The organism is Chryseobacterium oryctis, assembly GCF_025971925.1.
Taxonomy (GTDB): Bacteria; Bacteroidota; Bacteroidia; order Flavobacteriales; family Weeksellaceae; genus Chryseobacterium; species Chryseobacterium oryctis.
On the sequence record NZ_JAPDHV010000004.1, the window covers coordinates 23,173 to 35,412 of the forward strand.

Annotated in this window: 8 protein-coding genes; 4 read left to right on the plus strand and 4 right to left on the minus strand. The window is 33.0% G+C overall.

Features of this window, described 5'->3' with window-relative positions; genetic code table 11:
• The first annotated feature begins 5 nt into the window (after positions 1 to 5).
• Positions 6 to 620 (plus strand): 4'-phosphopantetheinyl transferase family protein, encoded by a 615-nt coding sequence (locus OH806_RS09805; RefSeq protein ID WP_264743502.1) that lies wholly within the window; start codon positions 6 to 8, stop codon positions 618 to 620.
• On the opposite strand, the gene OH806_RS09810 is transcribed toward OH806_RS09805, so the two are convergent.
• The 3 genes from OH806_RS09810 to porU all read right to left on the minus strand — a co-directional run bounded on the left by OH806_RS09810 (position 601) and on the right by porU (position 8,081).
• The gene (locus OH806_RS09810) at positions 601 to 2,880 is read right to left on the minus strand and encodes an FUSC family protein (RefSeq protein ID WP_264743503.1); all 2,280 of its coding nucleotides are present in this window, start codon (positions 2,878 to 2,880) and stop codon (positions 601 to 603) included. The genes OH806_RS09805 and OH806_RS09810 overlap by 20 nt on opposite strands.
• A 78-nt stretch (positions 2,881 to 2,958) precedes the next feature.
• Positions 2,959 to 4,122 (minus strand): type IX secretion system outer membrane channel protein PorV, encoded by a 1,164-nt coding sequence (gene porV, locus OH806_RS09815; protein ID WP_264743504.1) that lies wholly within the window; start codon positions 4,120 to 4,122, stop codon positions 2,959 to 2,961.
• A 59-nt stretch (positions 4,123 to 4,181) separates the two neighbouring features.
• Positions 4,182 to 8,081, minus strand: coding sequence for a type IX secretion system sortase PorU (gene porU, locus OH806_RS09820; RefSeq protein WP_264743505.1), 3,900 nt, complete (start codon positions 8,079 to 8,081; stop codon positions 4,182 to 4,184).
• A gap of 164 nt (positions 8,082 to 8,245) precedes the next feature.
• On the opposite strand from porU, the gene gldJ reads away from it, so the two are divergent.
• Positions 8,246 to 9,850 carry a gliding motility lipoprotein GldJ gene (gene gldJ / locus OH806_RS09825; RefSeq protein WP_264743506.1) on the plus strand — a complete coding sequence of 535 codons (1,605 nt, stop codon included), beginning with the start codon at positions 8,246 to 8,248 and terminating at the stop codon, positions 9,848 to 9,850.
• A gap of 63 nt (positions 9,851 to 9,913) precedes the next feature.
• Complete coding sequence (locus tag OH806_RS09830; RefSeq protein ID WP_264743507.1) at positions 9,914 to 11,185, plus strand: UDP-N-acetylmuramoyl-tripeptide--D-alanyl-D-alanine ligase; 1,272 nt, start codon at positions 9,914 to 9,916, stop codon at positions 11,183 to 11,185.
• On the opposite strand, the gene OH806_RS09835 is transcribed toward OH806_RS09830, so the two are convergent.
• Complete coding sequence (locus OH806_RS09835) at positions 11,178 to 11,789, minus strand: NUDIX domain-containing protein (RefSeq protein WP_264743508.1); 612 nt, start codon at positions 11,787 to 11,789, stop codon at positions 11,178 to 11,180. The two genes, OH806_RS09830 and OH806_RS09835, sit on opposite strands and share 8 nt — an antisense overlap.
• A gap of 36 nt (positions 11,790 to 11,825) precedes the next feature.
• On the opposite strand from OH806_RS09835, the gene OH806_RS09840 reads away from it, so the two are divergent.
• Positions 11,826 to 12,215 carry a YwqI/YxiC family protein gene (locus OH806_RS09840; protein WP_264743509.1) on the plus strand — a complete coding sequence of 130 codons (390 nt, stop codon included), beginning with the start codon at positions 11,826 to 11,828 and terminating at the stop codon, positions 12,213 to 12,215.
• Positions 12,216 to 12,240: the final 25 nt, after the last annotated feature.

Here is a 12,240-nt window from a genome sequence, read left to right on the forward strand (position 1 = left end):
AATCAATGCCTCTTTATCGCGATTTTTCAGATCATAATGCCAAAATTCTCGTATGGAAATACGACAAAAATGAAGAATTGAACATCCAAACACTTTTAGAACCAGAAAATGCTGAAAAAGTAAAAGATTATCATCCGAAGAAATTATTGGAAGTATTAATGGTACGCAAACTTTTAAAAAGTTTAAAGCCGGATTCGAAAATATTATACAATGATAGAGAGCCTTTTTTGTCTCCAAAAGATGCCGAAATTTCTATCACTCATTCCTTTCCTTTTGCAGCAATTGCTATTTCTAAAAATAAAATAGGAATTGATATTGAAAAGTTCAATCCTAAAATTTTGAGAGTAATTGATAAGTTTACTTATGAAAATGAAAGGGGTTTTATTCCTTCCAATAATGCTGTAACCTTTTATACCATTATTTGGAGTGTAAAAGAAAGTATGTACAAACTTCATCATTCAAAATTTTGGTCACTTAAAAAACATTATGAAGTCAGACCTTTTGAGCTAGAATATTTGGATAGTATACAATGCCGTGTGCATGACGATACTATTTCTGATGAGTTGAAAGCAAGAGTGAAATTTTTTGATGATTATTGTTTTACGATTGTTGAGGAATAGGTTCTGTACTTTTGATAGTTGCTGTTTCATTTTTGTACTTCTCAATCACTTTTCTCTGTTCTTTCGTAACGTCATAGATGAGTTCTAAAACATCATGAATGTTTTTTATCTCAGTTAAATGTGAAATTTTATTCGGATCTCTTCTGTCTACAATTTCGTTTTCTTCAATTTCGTTTTTACGTTGCATAAGAAGATCTTCCACTTCATCTTCAGGCTCGAGTTTACTTTCTTTGACTAAAGTTTCAGTGATTTTCTCATCATGCAGAAGATTTATTACCTTTTGCATTTCTGCAGTTATTTTTTTGCTCCAGTTTTCGGTGTCTATTTCTGGATATTTTTCGTTCCCTTTTACATATTGAGAAAGCGATGCGGTATAAGCTGTAATAAGATGAGAGGTTGCTACAAACTGATGAACAACTTCCAGTTTTTTTCTTTGATTTTTAGGTTCAGAAATCATTCTTTGGAAGTTGTCGGAAAGGTTTGCCAATGAAATAATGGCATTTTTACGTTTTACTTTATAATCTTCAATATCAAAATTATTTTCTAAAAACTTTGCAATTACACTTTGAAAATAAATAAGGTTACTTTCTGCTGATTTTTTCATTAAATCCAGATTCTGAGTGTGTTCCCAAACCGGGAAAACAACATAAGAGACAAAAGATGCAATGATTCCTGCAATTACGGTATCAAGAATTCTGTCCTTAAATATAACGTCAACATTTCCAGGATTTAAAAAATTAAAACTTAGGAAAACATAAATTGTCATGAAAAATACTGCCCAAAAGTATCTGCCTTTCAGAAAACTGAAACACATTATCATACTTAAAAGCAGAATGGTAAACAAAACCTGATTGATATGAACAAAATATAAAATTGTATAGGCTATGATGGCTCCAGAAATGGTTCCGTAAAGTCGGAGAAGGTTTCTTTTTTTGGTAATAGAGTAGGCGGGTTTCAGAATTGCCGTAATCGTAATCATAATCCAATAGGTATGACCTAACCCCAAAAATTCGAATAATGAAAATAAATATCCTAACAATAGAGCTATCGTAATTCTCAAAGCATGACGGAAATGAGAAGATGTAAAAGATATATTGTTTTTTAAAACTTTAAAATTAAGTTTCTCCTCATTGGGCATGAATTTTTTGAAGTCCAACCCTGTTGATAGACTTTTTGCTAATTTTATATTTTGGGAAAAGACTTTATAAATTTCATTAATTTCTTTAGTAATTTCATTGATACGCATCAAAATTTGACGCAAAATCATGAAGTTTTCCAGATTGTTCGGATTGAGTTCTTTGTTTCTAAGGTCAAAAAAATGATGATTAAGATTTTTTAATTCCGTATCTAAATCAAATAAAGGTTTAGCTCTTGTTCCGCTTTGTAGCGCAATTCCGATGTTTGTTATTTCTTCAGAAAGCAATTCCAGATAATGATGAATATTTACCAGAATTGTGCTGTCCTGAAAACTTTGCTGAAGTTTTTCATAATCACTTTCTGAGGTCATCAGTTTTTCATGAAGATCCATTGAATTCAGGAACATCAACATTAATAATCGACTTGTAGTAGTTGATTCATTAACGATGGTTCTTGTTTTGAATACCGTTTCTCGGGTATCTTCCTGAAGGTTTTTTATTTCAATCTGTTTTGCAATAACCTGTGTTGTAAGTTTGCTGTAGTCAGGATTTTTTTGATAATATCCCGCTTTGATTTTTAAAAACTCCGCCAATTGCAGATAATTTTCGCCAATCATTTGCCCCGCCAATTTGTAAGGCTGAATAGTTGTAACAATTAAGAATATTAACAAAAACCAAATACAGCCAGATGTGAAAATCAATAAACTTTTGAGGATGTTAGCTCCTGTCAAATGTCCATCAATAAAGATAGCCAATACAACTAAGGATAGTGAACCAACGGCAGCTAATCTTTGACCATAAACCCCAATCAAAGAGAAGAACATTCCGAAAACAATAATCTCAGCAAAGACAAGAATTTTGAAATTCATCACCAAACTTGCAATAAGTGCTACAAGCACAAAGCAAAAAATGGCGAATGTCAATGCGTTTCTTCTTCTGATAAATGGACCGGGTTGGTCTGTTAATGCTACAAAGCTTGTCCCTAAAGGAAAAAGGAAATATTCTTTTAGAATTCCGAAGTGTGCGAGAACTAAACATGGCAGAACGGTAGCCAATGTAATTCTGATAGAAGAATATACATATTGGCTGGTTACGAATTTTTTAAGTTCCGCAGAATAGTTCATACTACAAAAATACTTATAGAAAACAAAAAAAGCCTCATAAAAATGAGACTTTTCTATACTTATTTGTTATATTTTTTTTTAACGATCAATGTTAGATGTTTCATCACCGATGTTCCAAGTCAATCCGAAACGTAGGGTGTTATCTAAAGCCGTGTTAATTTTAGACATATTGATCAGGTAAGAAATATCAAGCCCGAAAGAACGATATTTTAATCCGATACCTGCAGTAGCAAATTGTCTTGCTCCCTGTTCTTCACTTTCGTGGAAATAACCTCCTCTTACAGCAAAAGCATTATCATAAGAATATTCTAAAGCTCCACTATACATGATAGAGTTTTTGTTTTTGAAAGATTTTCCAATACCTTGCATTACACCAACATTTGGAACCGCATAAATAGGTTTTCTTGTATTTGGATCCATTCCTACATATTCAGAACCCGGAACCAAAATTTTAGAACCTTCAACACTTAATCCGATTCTGTTTAAATCATCAAGATACATATCGTAACCAATACCTAATCTAGCCATTGTAGGAAGATAAGATCTCGATTCTTCATTTCCTGTATAATCTAATTTAGGACCTAAGTTTTGAACAGCAAAACCTGCATTTACTTTACCATCATATCCGCCGAAGCTAGAGAATTTTGGTGAAGTGTAGTATCCTGAAACATCCACAGCAAAAGAGTTTGCTGGTTTTATAGTATTATCTGTATTGAAACTTCCTCCTAAATCTGAACGAATATACCTACCTGTAACTGCCATTGAATAGGAATCTGAAAGTTTTAATCCATAAGCGACATCAATAGAGAATTCATTTGGTTTGGATGTACCCATTGGTGCAACTTCATTCCCTACTAATTGAGTCAAATCTACTTCACCCATATTAAAGTAATAGATACTTGCCGAGATTGTAGATCTTTCTTCCTGACCTAAAAATTTATGGAATGCACCATATAATAAGAATACATCATTCGTAAGTTTTCCCATATAAGGTGTATAGTTAACACCCACAGAAGAATTTGTTCTGCTAAAAGGATATTTCGCTGCGTTCCAGAATTGAGAAAATGCATCCGGAGAGGTAACAACTCCTTGATCTCCCATACCTCCAGCTCTTGCGTCTGGAGCAATTCTTAGGAAAGGAGCTCCGGTTAATACTGGATTTATTTTACTCAGATCTTGCGAATAGCCTAAAAAACCAGCACTCAAACCAATTCCTAAAAGCAGTTTAGTAGTTAAATTCATATCTTGTCTTTTATATATTATCAGTTTTTTATGTATATTATTACTGTTATTATTTTAATTTATTTCAAAAGTACCATTTTTTCTACAGCTGTAGCACTTCCTTTGCATTTTTCTTGATTTTGACTTTTTGCAAATATCTTAAAAATATACGTACCTTTTGCAACTGTAGCACCAAAATCATCTCTTCCGTCCCATTCTATTGCTTGGCGAGGCGTTCTAAAGCCCTGTAGGAACGGTTCTGCGACTACTGGCTGTGAAATTGTTTTTACCAATTTTCCTGTAATGGTATAAATTTGAACATTTACATCCAAAATATCATCACAATTATGCTCAAACTGAACATATGTTTTATTGGTAAAAGGATTTGGCCAGTTTAATGGTCTGTTAATAACCAAATGTTGATCCGACTCATCCTTAACTTCAAAGTTTAACGTAGCTGTTGTCGAATTATTGTTTATATCCCAAACTTTAAATGTCAATTGGTGTTGCCCAACAGCTAAATTTCTGAAAGGATATGTAACATTTCCTTTTTGATAATCTGCCAAACTTGGGTTTAAACATCCATTTCCTTCTCCAGATGCAAAGAAATCATTTAAGATAACGGTGTTAATAATTTGACCATCCAAATATACAGTAATATCATGACCAACACCAGAACCAGTGGAATTAATTCCAGTATCATCAGTAATACATGCTAATAACATTGGATTTTGGTTGGTAATACCTCCGTCTGCGAAGTTGGTATTGTTCATGTATAACTTTACTTTTGGAGGTTCGTTATCATTTATTCCGTTCGGGTTGATATCTCCAACCTGTACAGCTTGATTATTGAATACATCTGTTGCTTTGTTGTCTGCATAACCTAAGATTCTACCTTCTCCTACGGCATAGTTAATATCTTTAGGAACATAGAACTCTACAGTGAAAACCCCATTTACGGCAGTTCCTGATGCTTTTACAATTGCGCTACCTTCTTCTGTATAGTTAAGTGTAGGAGTCATACCTCCATCATTATTCAAGGTTGTTTTGTTTAGTCTCTTATCAAAAATATTAATAACAACTCTTCCGTTGAAAGTAGTATTTATTGTTCCGTTTTCATTTTTGATATGACCTTTAATTTTAACAAAATCCAACCCCCTTATTAATCCTGGTACAGGAGTTTCGATAGCATCAATAGCTAATAATCTTTTAGGTCTGCTAAGTTTCATAGCAGGATCTCCTAAGAAATTTACTTTTAAATGGTTTCCATCTGCATTTCTTTGTTTTTTTGCATTTAAATGAGCAATACCTAAAGTTGCAAAATCGTCATTTTCAAGCTTGAAAATATTTTGTGTAAACAAGCCAGTAAAATCTCTACCATATCCTACACCTACTGCACGGCTTGATGTAATCATTGTGGCAGGACCTCCTTGTTTTAGTTTAATAAACTGTTCTCCAGCAGAGTTTGTAGCAGGCTCATCCCATAATGTAAATTCACAGGTAATAGTAGAAACAAACGGGAATCTGCTATATATGTTTGAAAAATTGTTAGCAGCTTGAATTTCATCTACAGATAATACTCTTTCCTGAGCCCAACCATTAATACCTCCATGTCCAAAATAGAAAAGGTATAAGCTGTTACTCATATCATTTGCTATTGCTTGATTTACTTGAGGATATCTTGGACCTCCTGCGGTGCTTTGCTGCTGAAATGCATCTAGATAAAGCTTTCTTACATTGTATTCTTTTAGAGTCTGACCTGGTTGCTCAAATACATTTACTAAAGAAGTATTCATTACATCGTGGAAAGGAGAGCCTCCGTCTCTATCATCATCAACCACAAAATCAAGTTTCATACGCCATTCACCGAAAGGGGTAGATTGCCCTGGTAAAGAATTATAGTATGCTAAAATTTTATCGATCATGTTAGATGCTTCCGTAATATTAGCAGCAGGAACTCTTCCGATTGGTAAATCCGGTAAATTACTATAAATCATATTTACCGTTTGGGGCTGTGTCATTACAAAATAGTCATCTGTAACGAATGAGTTTATAAAATCACCTGAAGCTTCACTTTGGTAACTTGATACTACGTTAGAATTGTTGGCAATTCTGTCTTTATAATCATATGAAGCATCACCTAGAATGAAAACGTATTTTAGACGACCTGTTGGTGTATTTAATTTTGTGACGAAATCTCTGATTGCTGTAATGTCTCTACTTCCACTTCCAAATTCATTATAGATTTTATTTACATCAACTATTTGTACATTGTAGTTATTTTTGGTTTGGTGATGGTTTGCTATTCTTTGAGCTTGAGACATCAATTGGGCGGTTGTAATAATCAAGTAATCTACATTTTGTAAGGAAGAAAGGTCTTGATTCGTAATTCTTTCGACAAATTGAGGACTAAAAGCTGCTTCAGCTCTGAATGCCACAAATTCATTATTGAAGTTTTGGTCAGATGTAGTATATCCAAAATTGAAAGTACTGCTTCCAGATGCTTTATTAACCCTTCTGTTTGCATTGGTAATATCAGTTACATCCCATACCTGTTCCATTCCGGTTGCATTTGAAATACTGAAACCATAATTTGTATTTGCACCGCTTACGAGCGAAAAATCTCTGAAATTCATTTGAGTTCCGTTGAATTTCAAATCTTCCTTATACTGAACTTCTACATAATTAAAGTAAAACGTTCCGTTAGGATTTGTTGCAATATTGGGTTTAATATTTAATGTTATCTGATTGCCGCTTAAATTTGATAGGGTACCATTATACGTCATTGGATGGAAATCATAGGAAAAGTCAGTTGTATTTGTAGGTACGGTAAAGGGCACAGGATTTTGAGTGTTAAGATCAAAGGTAATGGAGTTTTGTTGGGAATGATATCCTATTACTTGAGCTCTGTATCTTATTTCATCTCCGCCTTGAATAGGGGAGTTTGTCGTAAATGTAATAGTTTTATCTGTTGTAAAAGGAGCTTCTTCTACCCAAGTTCTTCCCACTTTTAAAAGGTTTTTCTCGTCTTTATTAATGACTTGATAGTTGTCATATCTTGTAATTAAAGGAGTAGCAGGAAGATTTACATCTACAGGCTGAACTCTCTTTCCAGGTCCTTTATCAAAAGTAATATAATAATATGAATAATCCTCATAAATATTTTTTACATTGTTGCTAGAATCGCTTCTAGTTTCGTGCCTTTTAAAACCATTCCCGTTTGTAGTATCATAAAGGTTATATCCGTTAGGTCCCTGAGCGTAGAATAAAGCATAGTCTCCATCATTCCACACACCATCGTCTTCACCTACAACCTGTACTGCATTTTCTTGTAGAGCGCTATACTTTGTATCTTGATTGTGTTCAGGAAGCATTATTCCACCATTGCCATAAATTCTAAAGTTTTTAGGATTTACAGAACTTGGGTTAATTCCGATATCTTGTAAAAACTGACGGGTAATTTTAAAAATACCGGATTTATCAACTTTGATTTTGTAAAAATTACCACTAGATAGAGGGTTTATCGTAGAACCTACTTTTGCTGCGCTAATATTTTTTGAAATATCAGGAGAACCTTCAGAAATATCGAATGAGGATAATCTTTGAATTCTGCCTTTTATATTCTTGAATAAAGAAACATTGATACTTGCATATCTTTCTCCCTCAAAATAATAATAAGCAATATCTTTTACTTCAAAACTAGGAATCAGCTCTTTATTAAGCTCATACAATTCTCCATTAGAAACGTTTTCCCAATTTAGATTAGTTATTTTTAATTGTTTTTCTCCAATTTTTTGTCCAGTTACAATAAAAATGTTATTTTGGTTGTAAGAAAAACCTTCATTTTTGAAATTTGGAAGATTTAATTTTGTTTCACCAAAGTCCTGAACTTTAGAACCATTCCATTCAATATTGATTCTTTGGGACCAAAGCATTGAAGCAAAGGTAAATAGAAATAAAAGCGTGATTTTTTCTCTCATGTTTATTAATCAAATTTCTGAATTACAAAATAAATGAAAATTTTATAATTAATTTGTGATACAATAAAATTAATTTGTTAACGTTTTTCAAAAAAATCAAATCTTTACTTGATTTATTGAATAATTTATTTTTTCTTTGTACTTTGAAAATATTTATATCGACTATGAAAAAACTAAAGTTGTTTTCATTAATAGCATTAAGTTCTACACTTGCATTAACCAGCTGTGGAGGGTCAGGTACTAGCAAAGGAGGCGGTACTAAAAAATTTGTCAGCAAGACAGGTTGGAAACCAAACGAAAAACAAGGTTGGTTTTTTGCAGGAAAGCAACAAAAGCAGAAGGGTTGGCCGGGAATGGTATATGTAGAAGGTGGAACTTTTACAATGGGATTAGTGAAAGATGATGTTATGCACGATTGGAATAATTCACCTCGCAGAATGCAGGTTAGTTCTTTCTTTATCGGCGAAACAGAAATTACTAACTATGAATACCGCGAATACCTTACATGGTTGAAGTATGTATTCCCACCAAGCGATCCTAGCTTTAAGGAAATCTATAATGGTGCTTTACCAGATACCTTGTTATGGGATAACAAACTTTCTAGGAACGATTATAACGAAACTTATTTCCGTTCTCCAGAGTTTGATTACTATCCGGTAGTGGGTGTTTCTTGGACTCAAGCAAACAGATACTGTGAGTGGTTAACAGATAGAGCAAACGAAAAAGCTTTAATGCAAGCCGGTATTATTGCTAAAGATTTGTATATCAACGAATCAAATAACCAAGGAGGAACTGCATTTAATATGGATAAATTCAAATCGAATGATCCAGACATGCAAGGTTATATAAATGAACAAAGAATGCAGCAAAAAACAGGTTTGAAAACTACAAACCAAAGATTATTAGCTGCAAACAGAGCTCCTAACGCTGCTATGGTACAAAAATTCAGACTTCCTACTGAAGTTGAATGGGAATATGCAGCACTTGGTATGGCTAAAAATAGAGAGTATAATCAATATCTTGGCAAAAAAACTCAAATTGAAAGATTAAGAGGAACTAAAGGAAGAGATAGAGGTATGTTCCTAGAAAACTTCAAAATGGGAAGAGGAGATTATTCTGGTATTCCAGGATGGAAGAATGATGGTTCTGCTCAGACTTCAGATGTTAGACAATATCCTTCAAATGATTTAGGTATTTATGGTATGTATGGTAACGTTGCAGAATGGACTGCGGATGTTTACAGACCAATTATTGATGAAGAATATAGTGACTTCAACTATTATAGAGGAAATATGCCTCAGGCTATTGTAAGAAACGGAGACGGAACTTACAAGATGATAGACGAAACAAATATTAAATACGACACTTTAGCTGATGGTAGATTAGTTTACAAAAATTTACCAGGTCAGTTTGAAAGACAAACTATCGCTGATTACAGAAACTACAGAGATGGTGACAGACAATCTTCTTTAGAATACTATAGAGCATCGTCAGATTCTGCATCATCCTTTGATATGTATAATTCTCCACAAAGAAGATTTATTGTAGATGGTAGCGGTAGAGTAATTCTCCAAAAAGATACTAAAGACAGAACTTCAGCTATTTCAAACGAAGTAAGAGTTGTGAAAGGAGGTTCTTGGCAAGATACAGCTTATTGGTTAGATCCGGGGCAAAGAAGATATAAGAATCAGAATTCAGCATATGGCTGGGTTGGGTTCCGTGTAGCTCAAGATGCTAGAGGAAACGATAAGAGTAGAACTAGAAGATAATATTTATCAAAAATATTTTTAAAAAACCTTCCAAAATTTTGGAAGGTTTTTTATTTTTGAACCATGAATATAGAAGAGTTTTACGCTTTATTTTTAAAGTCAAATAAAGTCACCATTGATAGTCGCAAAATAGAGGTAAATGATATTTTTTTCGCTTTTTCGGGAGAGAATTTTAATGCAGCAACTTTGGCAGAAAAAGCTATTGATGAAGGTGCTTTAGCGGTAATTGTTGAACAAAAAGATTTTGAAAATATAGCTAAGAATATTTTCTATGTTCCATCAACATTAGATTTTTTGCAAAAACTAGCTGTTTATCATAGAAATCAGCTTTCAATTCCTATTATTGGGCTTACGGGAAGTAATGGTAAAACTACTACCAAAGAATTGATTCATGCTGTTCTTTCGGAAAAATTCAATGTACAATATACTTTTGGAAATCTAAACAATCACATTGGAGTTCCGTTAACGATTCTATCCATTAAACTGGATCATGAGATGGCTGTTATAGAAATGGGAGCTAATCATCAGAAAGAAATTGAATCTTTATGCGCTATTTCTCAACCCAATTATGGGTATATTACCAATTTTGGAAAAGCTCATTTGGAGGGTTTTGGAGGTTTTGAAGGAGTCATTAAAGGAAAATCCGAATTATATGATTATTTAAAAAATCATAATCAGATTATTTTGGTGAATGAAAATGATGCAATTCAGGTAGAGAAAACTGAGGATTATTCACCTAAGATTACTTTCGGAAAAGAGTCTTCGAATTATGATTTTACGGCATTTTCAAAAGACCATTTCGTAGGTTTAAGTTATCAGAATGAAGAGGCTGTTTCAAAGCTTACGGGAGAGTACAATTTTACAAACCTTTGTGCTGCTGCAAGTTTAGGGTTATATTTTGGGATTAAGTTTGATAAAATCAAAAATGCAATTGAGAATTATACTCCAACCAATATGCGTTCTCAGGTTGTAAAGAAAGATGATAAAACTTTAGTTCTAGATACGTATAATGCAAACCCAAGCTCAATGGCGGCTTCGTTGAATAATTTTATCACTTTTGAAGGTTCAAAAACAATTATTATCGGAGATATGCTTGAATTGGGTGATGAGAGCGAGAAAGAGCATCAGGATATCCTTAATTTGGCCCTAAATCTAGGATTCAATACGATAATTACTGTCGGGAAAAATTTCAAAAATATCAACAGGTCTGAAACAGCTTTTGATAATACTTCTGAACTTATTGATTATTTAAAACTGAATAAAATTCAGACAGATAATGTTTTGTTAAAGGGTTCCAGAGGTATTGCATTAGAAAAAGCAATAGAATTTATTTAGTTCTATTGCTCCAGAATTCTTTTAAAATAAGTTTGATATTTTTGAATGTGTTTGGAAAAACTTCATTTTCTATCAGAGAATCGTTTTTCCAGGCAACTTCTGTTATTCCTTCTTCAATTTGAGGTTTTGAGGTGTCTTCACCATCAAAATTCATTTCAAACCAGTGAGTGCATTTTAGAATTTTATCACCGTTTCTTTCTGTGTAAATATGATAAGTTGTATTGATGAATTTTACAAGTTCAACATCCTTCAAACCTGTTTCTTCTTCTATCTCTCTTACAGCAGACTCTTCTCTGGATTCGCCTTTTTCCATTTTACCTTTTGGTAAATCCCATTTTCCGAGTCTTTTGATGAAAAGAACTTCTCCGTTACTGTTGCTTACAATTCCTCCGGCTGCTTCTATGATTCTGAAAAGATTTTGAAACTGGCTCCAGATTTCATTAATATTTTCTCCGTAAACATTCAGTTCTTTGGCAGAAGTATTTTCCAGTATATCTACCGCCATCTCTAAAGTTGTGAAACTTTCGTATCTAAGCTGTTTTTCGAGATTTTGATATTCCTTAGATAACAATAATTTTTTTTCGTTCACAAAAACTTTATACATTTGTAATAATTAAGAATTTAAATACAAAAATAAAAAATGAATTTAGAAGGACGAAAAATAATTGTCAATAAATCATCTAAAGAATTAACTGAAGTTCTAAAAAAGGCTGAAAACTACAAAGAATTTATGCCGGAAGGTCTTCAGAAATTTGAGCCAAGAGAAGATGGATTTAAATTTGGATTACAAGGAATGCCTGAGATTGCTTTGAAAATAGCTGAAGTAGATGATCAGAAAGCTGTTTTGAAGTCTGCAAGTTCAAGTTTGGATTTTTCATTGACTGCAACTTTGAATCCTATTAATGATAACCAAACTGAGGTACAAATGTTGTTTGAAGGAAAATTTAACCCTTTCATTAAAATGATGGTAGAAAAACCTCTTAAAAACTTCATCAATGCTTTGACAGATAAAATCGAAGCTTATAAATAAGATAATTGACCTTCAGAAATGAAGG

Coding starts and splice junctions, on each gene's coding strand:
- OH806_RS09805 (WP_264743502.1), top strand. CDS start 6: ATGCCTCTTTATCGCGATTTTTCAGATCATAATGCCAAAATTCTCGTA.
- OH806_RS09810 (WP_264743503.1), bottom strand. CDS start 2,880: ATGAACTATTCTGCGGAACTTAAAAAATTCGTAACCAGCCAATATGTA.
- porV (WP_264743504.1), bottom strand. CDS start 4,122: ATGAATTTAACTACTAAACTGCTTTTAGGAATTGGTTTGAGTGCTGGT.
- porU (WP_264743505.1), bottom strand. CDS start 8,081: ATGAGAGAAAAAATCACGCTTTTATTTCTATTTACCTTTGCTTCAATG.
- gldJ (WP_264743506.1), top strand. CDS start 8,246: ATGAAAAAACTAAAGTTGTTTTCATTAATAGCATTAAGTTCTACACTT.
- OH806_RS09830 (WP_264743507.1), top strand. CDS start 9,914: ATGAATATAGAAGAGTTTTACGCTTTATTTTTAAAGTCAAATAAAGTC.
- OH806_RS09835 (WP_264743508.1), bottom strand. CDS start 11,789: ATGTATAAAGTTTTTGTGAACGAAAAAAAATTATTGTTATCTAAGGAA.
- OH806_RS09840 (WP_264743509.1), top strand. CDS start 11,826: ATGAATTTAGAAGGACGAAAAATAATTGTCAATAAATCATCTAAAGAA.